This is a genomic window from Crossiella sp. S99.2 (assembly GCF_023094165.1).
Classification (GTDB): Bacteria; Actinomycetota; Actinomycetes; order Mycobacteriales; family Pseudonocardiaceae; genus Crossiella.
In genome coordinates, this window is record NZ_JALMDK010000005.1 from 453,853 (window position 1) to 471,593 (window position 17,741).

Here is a 17,741-nt window from a genome sequence, read left to right on the forward strand (position 1 = left end):
GGAGGTATGGACCATGAACCAGAACCGGTTACTGGCCTCTTTAGCGGCTCTGCTCATCGCCGGTGCGGTCACCGCCGCACCGGCGATGGCCGCTCCGGCGAAGGCCGCGGCGCCCGTGGACTACGTGGCGCTCGGCGACTCCTACCACTCGGGTGTCGGCACCCGGCAGTACGACTCCGCCAGCGGTGACTGCCGCCGGAGCCCGCTGGCGTATCCCGCGCTCTGGGCGAAGTCGCACCAGACCAGCTCGTTCACCTTCGCCGCCTGTTCGGGCGCGCGCACCGCGGATGTGACCGGCAAGCAGCTGGGCGCGCTCAACGCCAATACCGACCTGGTCACCGTCGGGATCGGCGGCAACGACGCGGGCTTCGCGGACATCCTCACCCGCTGTCAGCTGGGCAGTGACAACGACTGCCGCAGCGCGGTGGACGGCGCGATCGCCTTCGCCCAGCGGGACCTGCCGGCCCGCCTGGACTCGGTGTACCGGGCGATCAAGGCCAAGGCGCCCAACGCCAGACTGGTAGTGCTCGGCTACCCGCGGCTGTTCGACGGCGGGCCCTCCTGCTCCTTCGGCGGCATGGGCCAGACCAAGCGGGTCAAGCTGAACTCGGCCGCGGACATCCTCTCCGACGTGGTCTCCGGCCGGGCCTCGGCCAACGGGGCCACCTATGTGGATGTGCGCTCGGCCTTTGCCACGCACGGGATCTGCTCGTCCAATGAGTGGGTCAACGGGCTGAGCTGGCCGATCGTGGAGTCCTACCACCCCAACAGCAAGGGCAACGCCGACGGCTTCCTGCCCGCGCTCAACCGCGTCACCGGCTGACCGGCAACCGCAGATCGCGCCACAGCCGCACGGCTCGGCGCAGGTGCTCCTCGGCCAGTGCCTCCCGGCGCTCGCCGCGGAGCACCTCGCCGAGCAACTGGGTGGCCCCGGCCTCGCCGTGCCGGTCGCCGAGTCGCTGGTAGAGCAGCACCGCGCGTTCCAGTGAGCTGCGCCCGCAGGCCCGGCGGCCGTCCGCGGAATGCAGTTCGCCCATGGCGCGCAACACATACGCCTCACCGTGCGCGTCCCGGATCCGCTCGAAAATGGACAGCGCTTCGTCCAAACAGGACAGTCCGCGGTCCGGGCGGCCCTGGCGCTGGTGCAGCACGCCGAGCTGGTGCAGCACGTGTGCGGCCCGGTGCTCGTCCCCGGCCAGCCGGGACAGCCGGAGCGCGTCGGTGAAGGCCAGCAGCGCCTCGTCGTTGCGGTGCTGGGCCAGCCGGGCGGAGCCGATAGCGTTGCGCACGTAGGCTTCCGCGCAGACATCGCGGGCGGCGCGGAAGGCGGTCAGCGCGGCCTGGTGGTGGTCGAGGGCCTCGGCCGGACTGCCCAGCACTCTGGCCAGCGCGCCGAGTCCGCAGCGGGCCAGGGCGTGGCCGTAGTCGTCGGTGAAGAGTTCGTGCGCGGCGGTGAAGCGTTCCCTGGCGCGGGCGTACTCGTCGCGGTAGAGGTGCAGCTGGCCGAGTCCGCGCAGCAGCGCCGCGCGCTGATCTCCTTGTGCCACCGCCAACGCGGTCTCGTGCGTGCGTTCCCAGTCCTCGTGGTGGCTGCCCAGGTCGAAGTAGGGGACCAGGGCCAGTGCGAGGTCGGCGGCCAGGCCGGCTTCGCCGTGCCGGGTGGCCAGGTCCACGGCCTCGACCAGGGCGGGGCGTTCGCCGTCCAACCAGGCCAGGGCGCGCGGCAGTGAGTCGGTGGCCGCGGTGTCCCGCTGGCCGGGGGCGAAGATGTTGACCGGCAGCGCGGCGGTGGCGGCGCGGGCGCGGTGCAGCCAGCGGTCCAGTACCTGGCGCACCCAGGCCGGATCCGTTGCGGCGGCGGCGATCGCGGCGCAGCGGGGGAGTTCGGGCAGCCGGTAGCGCGGGCCGCCGGTGGCCGCGGCCCCGGCCACCTCGGCGAGTCCGGCGTCCACCAGTTCCTCCACCGCGGCCGGGTCGCCGAGCGTGTCCGCGTCCACCGGGGCCGGTCCGAGCAGTCCCCAACGGCCGAAAGTCGTTGCGGCGCCAGGGCTAAGTCGCGCCTGGCTCGCGGCGATGCCCGCGCCCGCGTCCAGGTCACCGCAGCGCAGTTCGGCCAGGCGGCTCGCCGGGTCGGCCAGCCGGGCGGCCAGGGTGCTCAGCCGCCAGCCGGGCCGGGCGGCCAGCCGGGCGCCCGCGATCCGCACCGCCAGGGGCAGGCCGCCGCAGGCCCGCAGGATGGTCGCGGCGGCCTCGGGTTCGGCCGCGATCCGGGCCGAGCCGACGATCCTGGCCAGCAGCCGGTCGCCCTCGGCCGGGGTGAGTGCCTCGACCGGGATCTCATGTGCGCCAGGCAGTTCGGTGAGCCGGCGGCGGCTGGTGACCAGTACCGCGCAGCCGCTGGTGGCCGGGAGCAGCGAGCGCACCTGGGCGGCGCTGGCGGCATCGTCGAGCCACACCAGCACCCGCCGGTCGGCCAGTGCCGAGCGGTACCGGGCGGCGCGTTCGGCGAGTCCAGCGGGGATATCGGTGATGCCCAGGGAGCGCGAGAGTTCGGCGAGCAGGCGGCCGGTGGGCGCGGGCCGGTGCGAGCCGCCGAGGTCGAGGTAGAGCTGGCCGTCCGGGAACCGGGTGCGCACCGCGTGCGCGGCCTGGGCGGCCAGCGCGGACTTGCCACAGCCCGCCGGTCCGGTCAGCACCGCGATCCGGGCCGCGCCCAGTTGCGGGGACACCGGTTGCAGCAACGCGGTGAGCTGATCGAGGGCGGGCTGCCGGCCGGTGAAATCGCCCTCGGCCGGCGGCAACTGGCTGACCGCGGACCGGATGACCGGCGCGGCGGCGGGTTCGGCGGCGGGCAGTTCGCCGGAGAGCAGCGCGGCGTGGATCCGCCGGGATTCCTGCCCCGGTTCCACGCCGAGTTCCTCCAGCAGGCCGCGGCGCAGGTCGGCGAAGGTTTGCAGGGCCTCGGCGTCCCGGCCGGTCCCGGCCAGCGCGAGCATGAGCTGCTGGCACAGGCCCTCCCGGAACGGGTGCCGGGCCAGCAGCTCGCGCAACTCGGCGATGGCGGGCTCACAGCGGCCCAGCGCCACCAGCACGGCCAGCCGCTCCTCGGTGGCCTGGAGCACCCGTTCCTCCAGCCTGCGCAGCAACGCGGCCCAGCCAGGGGTCGGCGGCAGGTCCTCCAGGGGCGAGCCACGCACCAGGCCGTCCGCCCGGCACAGCAGCTCCAGGGTCAGCTCCAGCCGCCCGTCCGCCCGGCACTGCCTCGCCCGCCCGGTCAGCTCCTCGAAGACCAGGAGGTCCAGCTCGTCCGGCCGGACCACGATCGCGTAGCCACGCGGCTGGGCCAGGATCCGTTCCTCGCCACCGGCCCGCAGGCTGCTGCGCAGGGTGCTGACGTAGGTGCGCAGGTTGGGCACCGCCGAGCGCGGCGGCGACTGCGGCCACAGCGCGTCCACCAGTGTTTCCGCTGGTACCAGGCGGTTCGGGTTGAGCAGCAGGGTGGCCAGCAGCTGGCGTGGTTTGAGGCCGCCGATGGGCAGGGCGAGGTGTCGCACCCGGACTTCCAGGGGGCCGAGCACCCGGAAGTCCAGTTCGTCCTGGGCCATGACCACCTCCGCCGGGCTCGCGGTTGTATGCGGTTTGAAGCCGTTCTGTATGCGCCGCTCGCAGGCTGGCGGCGCCGACAGGAGGGACGGAAGCATGAAAATCAGACGTGTGGTAGCGGCGGGAGTAGGGCTGTTGCTCGCCACGGCCACCGCGGTGGTGCTCGCCCCCGCCGCCCAGGCCGCCGGTCCACGCCCCAGTTTCCAGCTGCCTTTCCCCTGCGGGCAGGCCTGGAACGGCGACAACGACAACAGCAGCGCGCACCGCGCCTACGAGATCGACTTCAACCGGGGCAGCAGCGCGGGCGCGGACAAGGGCGACACGGTCACCGCCGCGGCCGCCGGCAAGATCATCACCTCCGCGCACCAGGGCTCGGCCAACGGCTACGGCAACCTGGTGGTCATCGACCACGGCGGCGGCTGGCGCACCTACTACGCGCACCTGGACGTCCGCTCGGTCGGCGCCGGCGCGCAGGTCAGCCGGGGCCAGAAGATCGGCACCGTGGGCAACACCAGCAAGCCCGGCAACAACATCAGCCCGCACCTGCACTACGAGGTGCGCACCACCGACACCTCCTACCCTGGCAACATCCAGCCCGCCTACTTCAACGGCGCCCGCTTCGGCTACCCGAACCAGACCCTGACCTCCCGCAACTGCGGCGGGTCCAGCAACCCCTACGACGCGGTCGAGGTCTGTGGCGCCGGGTACGGCGTGGTCGACACGGCCTCGCTGGGCGCGGCGGGTTCGGTGCAGCTGCTGTTCAACGCGGCCAACGGCAACAACTGCGTGGTCACCCTCAAGAGCGCCTCGGTCGGCACCGCCTCGGCCGTCTCGGCCTACCTGGAGGTGCAGGGCGCGGCCCGGAGCACGGATTCGGGCAGTTTCGAGTACTACGCGGGGCCGGTGCGGAAACCGGCGGACAACAAGTGCGTGAAATGGGGTGGCTCGGTCGGCTCGGCGGCCTACAACAGCCCGTTCGAGCACTGCGGCTGATCCCGGATTCAGGGCGGCCCGTCGCTGTTGCGGCGGGCCCCTTTTGAGTACCGAGTAGTTCTACCCAGAGTCACCATATTTATACACACGGGAACCGGGTGGCTGTTACGGTCGTCTGAGGCTGGGGAGGAACAAAGCGGCCGGGGGTGGCACATGGCGGATATGACGCCGGAGGAACAACGGCAGTGGAACGAGTACCAGAGCTGGTCAACGCAGGTCCAGGCGGTGAAACAGAGCCAGCTGGGGCTGAACAAGGCCATCGGCGAGGGCAAGCTCCGGGTGACGCCAGAGGCAGCCAAGGCCGCCGCGGCGGCCTGCCGGAAGACCGGGGTGGAACTCCGGGCGGCACGGCTGGGGCTCCGCTTCGAGCTGGATCAGACCCATCTTGGTGACTGTCAGGCCGGACTAGGACTGGCCGCGCAGTTCAAGAACAAGTACGAGGAGCTGAAAGCTAGGCTCTTCGACGGGGAGCAAATCCTGGAGAACATGGCCAAGGCATACGAGGCTGCGGGCAGGGCTTACCAGGCGGCAGAGGATGCCAACCGCAACAACTTGCAAAGGAAGCGCTGACCAGTGACCACCACGAGCATCAGGTGGGCGGCCGCGTCCGGCCTGCTCATCCTCTTGGCTGGCTGTGGAACGACCAGCGTCGGCGGCACACCCACCACGCCCAGCGCCAGCCCGGTGCCCAAGGTCGACGCCTGCACTGTGTTGAACGAGCAGGAACTCTCCAGCATTGGGCAGCCCGCCCAGCCCCACGAGAAGCTCGACAAACGGGGGGAAGTCGGCTGTTCGTGGCAAGGACCTGACTACGGCGTCGCCCTGACTGTCGACGCGGCTCGGAAGCTTGAAGAGTACCTGAATAAGCCCCAGGGCACATACGTGAAGTCCCAGCTGAACTCGATCAACGGTCGCCGCGGATTCCTGTCGCAGGCTTTCAAGGGCAATGACGAGTGTGCGGAGTTCATGGAGCTGGGCGGTGGGTTGTTCAACATCCGACTCACCTATGCCGCGGCCTATGCGGGAAAGGGCGACCCCTGCGTGGATGTGGAGCGGGTCGCGAAGCTGGTTGAACCGAAGTTGCCGAAGTAGGGGGGCCGACCATGGCCGAGGGATACGACGCGCCGAAGATCACCGCGACTGACAACTGGGCGGCCAAGGGGCACCAGGGCATCTACGACATGCTCCAGTCCAGCGTGCAGCCCGCTCGGATCACCGAGACCGGGCAGGAGTTCAGCGACTGCGGCAAGAAGGTCACCCAGGCATTCGAGGATCTCAGCCGGGAGCTGTCCAGGGTGCTCGACGGGCAGTGGTCGGGGGAAGCGGCGACCAAGGGCGTGCAGTCCAGTCAGCAGTTGGTCGACTGGGGTAAGACGCTGGGTGCCGCGGCTTCGAAGGTCGGCGGCGGGATGCAGCGGGCCGGGTCGACCGCAGGGTCGGTGAAGTCCTCAGTGGACAAGCCGAAGGACTTCAACTGGACCAGCGTGCTGCTGCCGAGCATCCTGCCCGGTGGCGCGATCATCGGCGCCATTGACGCGAAGAACCAGGTCGACGGGATGAAGGCCGATGAGGCCGCCGCGATCCGGGTGATGAGCAGTGTCTACTCGCCGGACTACGCCAGCGTGGACAGCACCGTGCCCGCCTTCCTGCCCGCGATCGACCCGACCCAGCCGCAGCCGGAACAGCCGCCGACCGACCCCGGCCGCCCCGGACCCGGTCAGCCGTGGGTGCCGCCGGGTGGCCGGACCCCGCGGGATCCGCGCGACCCCGGTTCGGTCGACCCTGGCCGGACCGGTGGCATCCCGCGGCAGGATCCGCCGCAGGGTGGCGAGCGGCCGATCGAGCGGCCGGTGGAACAGCCGAGGCCGAGCGACCAGGTGCGTCCCGGCGAACATCCACGGTGGCCGATCGATGACACCGGGCTGTCCGGGGATCCCATGCCGGTTGAGCGGCCAGTCGCTGGTCCGGTCAACGCTCCTGGACAGAACGTCGGGCAGGGGGGCGTTGGGCAGGGTGGCACTGGTGGTGGCTACCTGGGCGGATTCGCGGCGGGTGGCGCCGCTGGTGGTGGCGCGGGCGCTGGTGGGCTGGGACGTGGTGGATCCGCCGGTGTCGGGATGGGTGGAGTCTCCGCCCCGGTCTCCGGCGGCGGAGCGGGACGGCCGGGTGCGCCGGGGGCTCCCGGTGGCCTGGCTCCTGGTGGCGCGGCCGGGCGCGGGGAAGAGGACAAGGAACACGAGACCGCCGAGTACCTGGTCAACGAGGACAACCTGAACGATCTCATCGGGGACCTGGGGCGGGTTTCGCCGCCGGTCATCGGCGAATGAGCGGCCGGTGGCTGCTGTCGGCCGCGGAGTTCGACCTGGTCTGGGCGCGGCTGGGCTTTGGCGAGCACCCGTATCCGCTGGACGTGCCCAACTTCGGTGACACGGTGGAGGAACGAGCGCTGGCGGCCCGTCGGCTGCCGCCGCCAGCGGAGGAGTTGGCTCGGGCGCTGGCAATCCTCGCCAGGCCCCGGGTGTGGATCGACTCGTTGTCACTGAGTCCTGGCGAGCAGGTGCCAGACCGGGCGATCGTGGCTGCCTCGGGGCAGTCCGCCGTGCTGGTGGTGCAGAGCGGTTCCGGTCAATTCCGGGTGGAGCCGGTGCGGGCGAGTTCGCTGGTGTCGGTGGTGCTGGATCTGCTGCCGCAGGGCTCGCCGGCGCGGGATTCGGTGACGCTGCCGGTGGCCGCTATGGCTTCCGCGGCCGACGGCTACCTTCGGGACGCGGGGCATTGGCAGAACCAGGACAGTCGGGCACGGCACAAGATCACCGAGATTCTGCGGCAGCCGAAACAGGCCGCGGGGCAGCTCACCGCGAACGGGCTGGACCGCCTCGGGCGGCCGGTGCGGACCGCCACATTGAGCTGGTTCGACGCGCCGCGGCGGCATCTGCTGGTGCGCGGTCCCGGGACGGATGGCGCCGACTGGATCACGGTGGCGGGAGCGGACCACGAGCGGCTGCGGGGCCGGCTGAACGAGATGCTGGATTCGGTGGGCGGGAGTTGAATCTCGGCGGCACCAATGCGGCGGATTCCCAGCAGGTCGATTGCTGTTACCGGTCTGATAAACAGGCCCGCCACCTGCGGTGACACCCACGATCTAGATAACTCCGCCCCGATGGCCGCTTGTTGGTGAGTTTTGCACCGAGATACGTTCTTGGTGTTCTGCTCGCTGATCGAGGGGGCTTCGGTGACTCCACGGACCATCCCTGCGGTTCAGAGCTGGGCCGCCAGTGACGGCAGGTTCCGGTTCGGTTCCGGGAGCACGATCCTGGTGGACCCGGCCGCCGCGGCCGAGCTGACCGCGGACGCCAACACCTTCGCCGCCGACCTCGGCCTGCTGCTGGAGGCCGCGCCGCCCAAGGTGCGCACCGCGGCCGCCGCCGAGGCCAGGGACGGGGATCTGGTGCTCGGGCTGGGCGCGACCGACGAGCAGCTCGGCGAGGAGGGCTACCAGCTGGAGATCGGGCCGGTGCTGCGGCTGCACGCCCGGCGCAGGCTCGGTGTCTTCTGGGGCACCCGCACGGTGTTGCAGCTGCTGCACGGCAGTGCGGGGGAGGCGATCGCGGGCGGGCGGATCCGGGACTGGCCGCGCTACACCGTGCGCGGCGCGCTGCTGTGCAACGCCACCAAGCACTACGACCTGACCTGGTGGACCAACCAGATCCGGGACCTGGCCTACCTCAAGTACAACGAGCTGGTCATCTACGTCGACGGCGTCGGGCTGACCCGGCCGGAGCTGGAGCACATCGCCCGGCTCAGCGAGCAGTACCACGTCACCGTGCTGCCGCAGCTGAACATGCCCGGCCACATGGACCAGGTGCTGCCGCCGCACCGCCAGTACCAGCTGCGCCACCCCAACGGCGAGTACCGGCACAACGCGCTGGACATCAGCAACGACGCCGCCAGGGACTGGGCCTTCGGACTGATCGAGCAGTACCTGCCGCTGTTCCCCGGCCCGGTGTGGCACTTCGGCGCGGACGAGTACCCGGCCTGGGCGGGCGGCATCGACGATTTCCCGCAGCTGACCGCCTACGCCCGCCGCCGCTACGGCGCGCAGGCCAACGGCTGGGACACCTTCAACGGCTTCATCAACGACGGCGCGGAGCGGATTCGCAGGCACGGCAAGCAGATCCGCATCTGGAGCGATATGCAGCGCACGCACGCGCGGGTGGTGCGGGTGGAGCCGAGCACGGTGATCGAGCACTGGACCTCGGACCGGGAAGGGCTGCTGCCGGTCCAGGAACTCATCAACCGCGGGCACAAACTGGTCAACGGCAACGACCAGTTCCTGTACTACAACGGCGGCCGCAACCCCGATGGCAGCCAGCGCAAGAAGACCGACGCGCGGCGGATCTACCAGGATTTCCGGCCCGGTGACATGCACGGCGGCCAGGATCTGCCCGATGATCACCCGGCGCTGCTGGGCATCCGGTTCTGCCAGTGGAACGACCTGCCGGTGGAACAGCTGGAAAGCAGTCAGGCCACCGAACTGGCCATGTTCGACACCCTGCGCGCGATCGCCCAGCACGCCTGGGGCTCGCCGAAGCCGAGCGCGAACTGGTCCGCGTTCAAACCCGTGGTGGACAACGTGGGCCGGGCGCCCGGCTACGTGCCGCCGCTGACCGTGCCGTACGGGCACGGACCGGGTGCGGCCCGGGACGGCTACGAGGTGGTCACCTTCTTCGCGCCGCGGGCCGACGGCAAGGTCGAACACGGCTGGCAGCACCACCCCGGGCACGGTCCGTGGGCGCGCACCGCGTTCGGCGGCCGCTTCGGCGGCGGCCTCGCGGGCAACACCCCGGTGATCCTGGACGTCTACGGCAGGCTCACCTACCTCGCCCGCACCAACTCAGGCACCCTGGAATGCGGCAGGCAGCCCGCCCCCGGCTCGGGCCCGTGGACCGACTTCACCGAGCTGCCGGTCAAGACCCTCGGCGACCCGGCGCTGACCCTGGACGTGCAGGGACGGCTGACCTTCGTCATCCGCGCGGCCGAGGGTGGCCTGCTGCTGGGCCGGGAACGCACACCGGGTTTCGGCGAATGGGAGTTCACCCGCCTGGAGATCGACGCCCAGGGCGACCCGGCCCTGGTGCTGGACAAGGACAAACACCCCTGCTTCGCCGTCCGCACCGGCGGCAACCGGCTGCTGCTGGGCCGCCGCGAACGCCCCAGTGCCGGCAACTGGCAGTACTCGACCTTCGCCGCCGACGTGGCCGGTGACCCGGCCCTGGTGCTGGACAAGGACCGCAGACTGGCCGCGGCCGCGCGCGCTGCCAACGGGCGGCTGGTCGTCGCGGTGCAGAACGGAAGTGCCTGGGACACCAGGCAGATCAGCGAGGCCGTGGCCGGCGAGGTGGCGCTCGCGCTGCAGCCCGACGGCAGGCTGACCTTCTTCGTCCGCGACGGCGAAGGCCATATCCAGCACGGCTGGCAGAACCAGCCCGGTTCGGCGGAGTGGACCGAGGCCGACCTGGGCGGCGCGATCACCAGCGAGGTCAGCGCGTTGCAGGACCACGTGGGCAGGCTGCTGGTGTTCGCCCGCAACAGCGCGGGGCGGATGTGGCACGGGTGGCAGGACAGCCCGGGGCAGGGGCCTTGGGAGTTCGCGGAGCTGAGCAGCGGGTTGCGCTGAGACAACCCCAGCAGCTGCGTTTGCCTGGGCAAGGGAACCCAGACGCCCCTGGACCGCGCTGGTTCGGCACCGGCCGCACCGTGGGGGTCCGGGGGCTCGGCCTCCGGGTAGGTACAAGGACCCGGCGAAGACGCCGCAGGCGTCGAGCATAGGAAGTCGGGCGGGCCCACGCGCGGGAACCACAGGGGGGAGGGGCTCCGGGGCGTAGGCCCGCGTTAGAAACAGTACTGGCGTGTGTCGCTGGGTGCGGGCGTTTTCCCAAGATTTTTTGCGGATTCTTTCCGCAGGCCAACGCCGACTTCACACCGCCGGACAGCACGCCTCATTACTGCGCGGGAAACGACAACTTCGCGCACAAGTGCGCATCCGCCGGAGGTTTTGCCGGTAATCGCGGCCGGAGGTTTTGTCCCGGTTGCGACACATCAGTCTCACTCTGCCGGTTCCACGCCTTCGAAGATCGACACCGTGGGTCATTCACGAGCTGTTTACCTTCTCCGACAACGGTTATCCGACTGAACCCTACGATCGGCGGGTGCGTTGCCCACGGTGTAGAACAGAGCGAACCGGTCGGGTGTCTTCGGTCACGACGATGTGACCTGGGACGATCGGTTGTCCAGACTGTGAGGTGTGGCGTGGCGCCGCCCTGTTGTGAGGTGTGACACATCCAAGTGTTGAAACACCCGGCTGGGCAGGGGCGAACTGACACGTGAAGCCGGGCTGAACTTCCCTCAGCTTTCCGGCCGTCGGAAGGAACATGCGATGCGATTCACCGGGATCCTGCGAATCGGTGCGGCGCTGGCCGCCGTCGCCTTGGTCGCTGCCTGTGGCACTGCCGGTCAGGGATCCGCCAACGGCAGCCGCTCCCTGGTCGTCCGTGCCGAGGGCGACAAGAAGCTGACCGTCGGCATTCGATTCGACCAGCCGGGGCTGTCGCTCAAGGTGACCGAGAGCAAGTTCGAGGGCTTCGACGTCGATGTGGCGAAGTACATCGCCGCACAGCTCGGCGTGCAGCCCGCGGACATCACCTGGAAGGAGGTGCGCGCCGCCGACCGCGAGAACTTCATCAAGAACGGCACGGTGGACTTCGTGGTCGCCACCTACTCGATCAACGACACCCGCAAGCAGGCGGTGTCCTTCGCCGGACCGTACTTCGTTGCGGGACAAGGCATTCTGGTCAGGTCCAACACCAACGACATCACCGGCCCGGAATCGCTCAACGGCCGGAAGCTCTGCTCGGTCAAGGACTCCACCTCGGCCCAGCAGGTGCGGCAGAAGTTCGCCAAGGACGCCCAGCTCGTCGAGTACTTCCGGTACTCCGAGTGCATCAACGCGCTGCTGCTCAACAACGTCGACGCGGTCACCACCGACGACGTGATTCTGGCCGGCTTCGCCGCCCAGAACCCCGAGCTGCTCAAGGTGATCGGCAAACCCTTCACCCAGGAGCGCTATGGCATCGGCCTGAACAAGGACGACGCCGAGGGGCGGACCGCGGTCAACACCGCGATCGAGAAGATGATCAGCAGTGGCGAGTGGAAGAAGTCCATCGACCGCAACGTCGGGCCCTCCGGGTACCAGGTGCCGACCGCGCCGTCGATCACCGAGCGGTAGCGCTCACCAGCGTCAACGGCGGGCATCCCCCAGATCGGGGGGTGCCCGCCGTTCTTTTTTCGCTGGGCGGGAACATACCCCCAGGGGGTATCGTTGCACTGGTCGTCCACTGAGGAGGAGAGACCGGTGCGCGAACACGAACAGCAGGCGCGGACGACAGCGCCGCACGAAGGCCACGAAGGCCACCAGCACGCGGACGGCGGCCACGACGCGGGCGGCCAGAGCGGCCACGGTCATGGCGGGCACGGTGATCACGCCGCGCAGTTCCGCGACCGGTTCTGGCTGAGCCTGGTGCTCAGCGTCCCGGCCGTCTTCGCCAGCCACATGGTCTCCGGCTGGCTCGGCTACCACGTCCCGTCCTGGCTGACCTGGGTCGCGCCGCTGTTCGGCACCATCGTCTTCCTCTACGGCGGCGTGCCCTTCCTCACCGGCGCGGTCAGCGAACTCCGCGCCCGCCAGCCCGGCATGATGACCCTGGTCGCCATGGGCACCTCGGTCGCCTTCCTGGCCAGCGCGCTGGCCACGCTCGGCGTGCTCGGCCCCGAACTCGACTTCTGGTGGGAACTCGCCCTCCTGGTCGTGATCATGCTGCTCGGCCACTGGCTGGAAATGCGGGCCCTCGGCCAGGCATCCGGGGCACTGGCCGCCCTCGCCGAACTACTCCCGGACACCGCGGAACGCCTGGACGCCAACGGAAACCCCGAGCCGGTCCGGCTCGACGAGCTGGCCGTGGCCGACGTCGTCCTGGTCCGCTCCGGCGGCCGGGTACCCGCAGACGGCGTAGTCGTCGACGGCGCGGCCGAGGTAGACGAGTCCATGGTGACCGGCGAATCCCGCACCGTCCGCCGCGCCGGCGGAGACCGGGTGGTCGCGGGCACCGTCGCCACCGACTCCGCACTGCGCGTCCGCATCACCGCCGTGGGGGAGCAGACCGCGCTGGCCGGCATCCAGCGACTGGTCGCCCAGGCCCAGCAATCCCGCTCCCGGGTCCAGGCCCTGGCCGACCGGGCCGCCGCCGCCCTGTTCTACTTCGCCGCCGCGGCCGGTGTGCTGACCTTCCTGGTCTGGACCCTGCTGGGCGATCTCACCGCCGCCGTCGAACGCACGGTCACCGTGCTGGTCATCGCCTGCCCGCACGCCCTCGGCCTGGCCATCCCGCTGGTGATCGCGCTGTCCACCTCGCTGTCCGCCCGCGCCGGCATCCTGGTCAAGGACAGGCTGGCCCTGGAAGGCATGCGCCAGGTCGACGCCGTGCTCTTCGACAAGACCGGCACCCTCACCAAGGGCCGCCCCGCCGTGATCGGCGTCGCCGGCGACGACACCACCCTGCCCCTGGCCGCCGCCGCGGAAAGCGACTCCGAACATCCCCTCGCGCGCGCTGTGGTCACCGCCGCGGGCAACAACATCCCCCGCGCCACCGACTTCCGCTCACTCACCGGCCGAGGCGTGCAGGCCACCGTGGACGGCGCGCTGATCACCGTCGGCGGCCCGGCCCTGTTGCGGGAGAAGGGCATCACCCCACCCACCGAACTCGCCGCCCAGACCGCCGACTGGACCGCCCGGGGCGCCGCGGTGCTGCACGTGTTGCGCGACAACCAGGTCCTCGGCGCCATCGGCCTCGCCGACGAAGTGCGCCCGGAATCCCGGGAGGCCGTGGCCGGCCTGCACAAGCTCGGCGTGCGCGTGGTGATGGTGACCGGCGACGCCCGGCACGTGGCCGAAGCGGTCGCCGCCGAATTGGGCGTGGACGAGGTCTTCGCCGAGGTGCTGCCCGAGGACAAGGACGCCACGGTCAAGGAGTTGCAGGCCCGAGGCCACCGGGTGGCCATGGTCGGCGACGGCGTCAACGACGCCCCCGCGCTGGCCCGCGCGGACGTCGGCATCGCCATCGGCGCGGGCACCGACGTGGCCATCGAGTCCGCAGGCGTGGTCCTGGCCGGCGACGACCCCCGGGGTGTGCTCGCCGTCCGCAGACTCTCCACCGCCAGCTACCGCAAGATGCGCCAGAACCTGGTGTGGGCCACCGCCTACAACATCCTCTCCGTCCCCCTGGCCGCCGGAGCCCTGGCCGGCATCGGCTTCATCCTGCCCCCGGCAGTAGGAGCCATCGCGATGAGCCTCTCCACCATCGTGGTAGCCCTCAACGCCCAACTCCTCCGCCGCCAAAACCTGACCCCGTAACCACAACAGCCAACACACCGTCCACAACAGCCAACACCCGGTACCACAACGGCCAACACGCCGAGCGAGGGTTTCAACCCCGCGCGCGTGTTGGCCGTTGTCGTACGCCACGTTGGCCGTTGTGGTGCGGCTCTGGTCGCGATTTCGCCCTGGCGTGCCGATCTTCCGGCGAGTTGGGCCAACTGGTACGCCGGGTTGGCTCAAGTGGGCGTGCCAGTTGGCCCAAGTGGTACGGGGTTTGGCTCAAGAGCCGGGGTGGGGGTTAGCAGGGCCAGCGGGGGGCGTCGAGTTTGAGGTTTTTGCGGATGGAGCTGAGGTTGAGGCGGCGGGTGGTGGGGCAGAACTTGGCGTTGTCCAGGTCGTACTCGGCGTGCAGGACGGCCTTGCCTGCCTTGATGAACGGTGACAGCTTGTCGCATTCGTCGAACTCGGCGCACTGCTCGTTCACCGCGAAGTCGAACTCCGACACCAGTTGCGGGATCAGCCCCAGCGCGTTCTTCAGGCCGATGGACAAACCCTTGCCGTGCGCCAGTTTGGCCAGTGCCCGGTTGTAGGCCAGCTGGTCCTCGGCGGAGATCTGGTGCCCGGTGTCGTGGGTGTAGGCGTCCACCAGGTCGGCCTCGATGCCGTCGAAACCCTTGTCCCGGCACACCTGGAACCGCTCGGCCATCACCGGCAGCAGCACGTCCAGCTTGCGCACGTCCAGCCAGCGCTCGCCGGGCCAGCCGTTCTCCTTGCCGGTCGCACTGCGCAACCGGCCCGCGTCCGCCCGGTAGTCCTCGCTGGCGCCCGCGTTGACGTAGCAGATCACCTTGCTGCCCTTGGCCTGTAGCGCCTGCACCACCTCGCGGCTGTTCTCCATCGCGTCGATGTCATAGACGTCCGCCTTGACCGAGGTGTCCACCGGCACGGTGAGCTGCCACTGCCAGGTCACCCCGGGCGCGGGCCGCCAGCGTTCCTTGGCGGCCGGTTGTTTCGACGCCGGTGGCGGCGGGGGCGGCGGGGTGGACCCCGGCTCCGACGGTGGAGGAGCCGGGGTCCCTGTGCTGCCGGGCGGGGGTTCGGTCGAGGTGGCCTCGGCCGCCGAGGTGAGGGAGGCGGTGGCGGCCTCGTCCTCGGCGGCGCTGCCATACGTGCAGCCATTGACCGCCAGTAACGCGGTCAGTGCCAGGGCTAGGAGACCCGTCGTGGGCCGCACCGGCCCACGGCAAGCGTTTGCCGGTTGAAATGCCCCGCCAGTCTTCGCCACGGGTTCGCTCCGTCCAGGTCGGTCACGTACACCGCGCCCGCGTTGAACCGCGAGGCGCGCTGCAACGTCCGTTCGGTGTCCGCCCGCGGGGTGCCGTAGACCAGATGGCAGAACCGTTGCGCGGGCAGTCCGTAGGCCCAGGCCGGCACCTTGAGGTTCTCGTGCTCGCGCAGCTTGCCCTCGAAGGTCACCAGCAGATCGGCCAGTTTGGCGTACCCGTAGGCCGGGTAGACGCCGTGGTTGAACACCACCGTGCGCGCGCCCATGCCGCGGGCGGCCGCGGCCAGGCTGCGGTACTGCGGCAGGTGCTCGGCATCGGCCGAGACCTGGTCGAAGAACACCCCGTCCACCCGGTACCAGGCGTGGTAGCGGGCGATCTGGCGTTGCACCAGCTCCCGCGAGCAGCGCCCGTACCCGGTGTCCACGTAGCCCATCACCGGGATGCCCGCCAGCTTGAGCCGCTGCACCACGGCGCTGAACATGATCTCCTTCGCCAGCCCTGGTCCGCTGTCGATGTTGAGGATCACCAGGCGCAGGTAGTCGGCGGCGTTCACCAGCGTCTGCCAGTCGGCCGGGGCGGCCGAGGGGTGGAAGTAGGCCGGAACCGCGAGTAGCCCGCGGTCCGGTTCCAAGGTCATGTGCGGCATTGCGCCTCCTGCCAGAGGTCCGATAGCGAGGTGGCCAAGTCGATGGCGGGCCGCCAGTCGAGGGCCTTCCCGATCGCACTGATCTCGGCCTGCTGCCAGGGCACCGCCGCCGACCGCGCGGAACCTGTGTCAGCCTGCCCGATCGGGCCGGTGTAGCCGGCTATCCCGGTGAGCGCCTTGGCCAGCTCGCCCACTGCGATGCCCTCTCCACTGCCGACATTGAGCACGGGCTCATCGATGACCGGCGCGAAAGCCGCGGCATGCACTGCCTCGGCGACGTCCCGGACGTCGATGAAGTCCCGCACCGCGGAGAGCGGGCCGAGCCGGACCTCGTCGCCCTCCGCTTGGGCCCGAAGCAGCTCCTTGGCCAGCGCGCCGGCGACGTTGCCGGGCGGTGAACCGGGGCCGATCGGGTTGAACACCCGCAGTACCACGGCATCCAGGCCTGCCACGCGGGCAAGGCAGACCAACCGTGACGCGGCCAGCTTGGTGATCCCGTAGACGCCGACCGGTCTGGTCGGAGTCTGCTCGGTGACCGGCTCGCCCGTCACCACTCTGCCGTATTCCGCAGCCGAACCGAGATGCACCAGACGCACTCGTTCGGGTCCGCACAGGGCGGCCCGGACCAGCGTGTCGGGCAGATCAATGTTGGCCGCGGCCAGCTCGGCGGGATCCCCGCCGAGGTGACCGGCACAGTTGACGACGACATCGGGGGCGGTCTGCGCCAGCAATCCGCCGATAGCACCAGATCCTTCGGCCGTCAGGTCGATCCTGACGTGCCACGGCGAGGAGGGCAGTGCCCCGCGTGCGGCCGTCACGACCTCCAGGTCACCGCGCCGGATGAGCCGGTGGAGGACGTGCCGGCCGATGAAGCCGGTCGCGCCGAGCAACAACACGCGGGGCACTGCGTTCTCCTCACGATCATGGTTCTTGTTCTGTCTATTGTGGATGGACACTGTGGACGGTGGTGGTGACGGCGGACGGCGGGTCTGTCGTCACTCGAAACCGTTATCTCAGGCCGAAGCCTTCAGCGGCGGGTGCTGCAGCGGGGTGTCCTTGAGCAGACTGTGCCGCAGCACCGGGAACTCGGCGTTGGCCCGGTCGTAGTCGTCCGGGCGGCCGATGTCGAGCCAGTAGCCGTTGAACTCATACGAGTTGGGCGGGGTGTCGGTCTTGAGCAGGTCCAGCACCAGCTCGTCGAAACCGAGCGGCAGGCCCGGCGTGTAGCCGCGCAGCGCCTCCCGGCTGACCCCGTAAACGCCCATGCTGACCCGGTAGTCCAGGGTCGGCTTCTCGGTGAACTCGACGATCTTGCCCTCGGCCGCGGTCAGCACGCCGAAGTCGATCTTCACCTGGCGTTCGTAGGTGGCCACGGTCAGCGGTGCGTTCTCGCTGCTGTGCTTGGCCAGCAGCGCGCCGTAGTCCAGGTCGGTGAGCACGTCCCCGTTCATCACCAGGAAGTGCTCGGGCAGCGTGTCGAGCAGCTGCACCACCGGGCCGATGGTGCCCAGCGGGTTCTCCTCCTCCGCGTAGTCCACCGCCATGCCCCATTTGCTGCCGTCGCCGACGTAGGAGCGGATCAGGTCGCCCAGGTATCCGATGGCCAGGGTGGCGCTGCGGAAACCGCTGTGCGCCAGCTGGGTCATCACGATGTCCAGGATGGAGAACTCGTCGCCGATCGGGACCAGCGGTTTGGGCAGGCAGGTCGTGTAAGGACGCAGTCGGACGCCCTTGCCGCCGGCCAGGATGATCGCGTGCATCGTTGCCCCTTGTTTGGCGTTGC

At 70.1% G+C, this 17,741-nt stretch carries 14 protein-coding genes; 9 read left to right on the forward strand and 5 right to left on the reverse strand.

All coding sequences use genetic code 11. From position 1 onward, the window contains the following. Positions 1-13 precede the first annotated feature (13 nt). On the forward strand, positions 14-823 hold the full coding sequence (locus tag MZC64_RS21845) for an SGNH/GDSL hydrolase family protein (RefSeq protein WP_247758516.1): 810 nt from the start codon (positions 14-16) through the stop codon (positions 821-823). Here the strand turns inward: MZC64_RS21845 and MZC64_RS21850 are convergent. Next, the gene (locus MZC64_RS21850; RefSeq protein ID WP_247758515.1) at positions 813-3,605 is read right to left on the reverse strand and encodes a BTAD domain-containing putative transcriptional regulator; all 2,793 of its coding nucleotides are present in this window, start codon (positions 3,603-3,605) and stop codon (positions 813-815) included. The genes MZC64_RS21845 and MZC64_RS21850 overlap by 11 nt on opposite strands. A 94-nt stretch (positions 3,606-3,699) precedes the next feature. Here MZC64_RS21850 and MZC64_RS21855 point away from each other — a divergent pair, with 94 nt between their 5' ends. The 8 genes from MZC64_RS21855 (at position 3,700) to MZC64_RS21890 (ending at position 14,062) form a co-directional block, all read left to right on the forward strand. Further along, positions 3,700-4,596: a M23 family metallopeptidase gene (locus tag MZC64_RS21855; RefSeq protein WP_247758514.1), complete on the forward strand. Its 897-nt coding sequence runs from the start codon at positions 3,700-3,702 to the stop codon at positions 4,594-4,596. Between the two features lie 153 nt (positions 4,597-4,749). Further along, entirely contained in the window at positions 4,750-5,166 is a 417-nt protein-coding gene (locus MZC64_RS21860; protein ID WP_247758513.1) for a hypothetical protein, read from the forward strand. A gap of 3 nt (positions 5,167-5,169) precedes the next feature. Continuing rightward, positions 5,170-5,688, forward strand: a complete 519-nt coding sequence (locus MZC64_RS21865; protein ID WP_247758512.1) for a DUF3558 domain-containing protein — start codon at positions 5,170-5,172, stop codon at positions 5,686-5,688. An 11-nt stretch (positions 5,689-5,699) separates the two neighbouring features. After that, entirely contained in the window at positions 5,700-6,923 is a 1,224-nt protein-coding gene (locus MZC64_RS21870) for a WXG100 family type VII secretion target (protein ID WP_247758511.1), read from the forward strand. After that, positions 6,920-7,645, forward strand: coding sequence for an ESX secretion-associated protein EspG (locus tag MZC64_RS21875; RefSeq protein WP_247758510.1), 726 nt, complete (start codon positions 6,920-6,922; stop codon positions 7,643-7,645). Before MZC64_RS21870 ends, MZC64_RS21875 begins: the two co-directional genes overlap by 4 nt. 183 nt (positions 7,646-7,828) lie before the next feature. Beyond that, entirely contained in the window at positions 7,829-10,273 is a 2,445-nt protein-coding gene (locus MZC64_RS21880; protein ID WP_247758509.1) for a glycoside hydrolase family 20 zincin-like fold domain-containing protein, read from the forward strand. Positions 10,274-11,032: 759 nt separating this feature from the next. Further along, the gene (locus tag MZC64_RS21885; protein WP_247758508.1) at positions 11,033-11,881 is read left to right on the forward strand and encodes a glutamate ABC transporter substrate-binding protein; all 849 of its coding nucleotides are present in this window, start codon (positions 11,033-11,035) and stop codon (positions 11,879-11,881) included. 126 nt (positions 11,882-12,007) lie between these two features. Then, positions 12,008-14,062: a copper-translocating P-type ATPase gene (locus tag MZC64_RS21890; protein WP_247758507.1), complete on the forward strand. Its 2,055-nt coding sequence runs from the start codon at positions 12,008-12,010 to the stop codon at positions 14,060-14,062. 262 nt (positions 14,063-14,324) lie between these two features. Here MZC64_RS21890 and MZC64_RS21895 read toward each other — a convergent pair whose 3' ends face one another. The 4 genes from MZC64_RS21895 to MZC64_RS21910 form a co-directional block, all read right to left on the reverse strand. After that, the gene (locus tag MZC64_RS21895) at positions 14,325-15,260 is read right to left on the reverse strand and encodes an endo alpha-1,4 polygalactosaminidase (protein WP_247758506.1); all 936 of its coding nucleotides are present in this window, start codon (positions 15,258-15,260) and stop codon (positions 14,325-14,327) included. After that, entirely contained in the window at positions 15,236-15,949 is a 714-nt protein-coding gene (locus MZC64_RS21900) for a spherulation-specific family 4 protein (protein WP_247758505.1), read from the reverse strand. The genes MZC64_RS21895 and MZC64_RS21900 overlap by 25 nt, the downstream gene beginning before the upstream one ends. Next, complete coding sequence (locus tag MZC64_RS21905; protein WP_247758504.1) at positions 15,946-16,863, reverse strand: NAD-dependent epimerase/dehydratase family protein; 918 nt, start codon at positions 16,861-16,863, stop codon at positions 15,946-15,948. The genes MZC64_RS21900 and MZC64_RS21905 overlap by 4 nt, the downstream gene beginning before the upstream one ends. A gap of 108 nt (positions 16,864-16,971) precedes the next feature. Further along, positions 16,972-17,718: a sugar phosphate nucleotidyltransferase gene (locus MZC64_RS21910; RefSeq protein ID WP_247758503.1), complete on the reverse strand. Its 747-nt coding sequence runs from the start codon at positions 17,716-17,718 to the stop codon at positions 16,972-16,974. Positions 17,719-17,741: the final 23 nt, after the last annotated feature.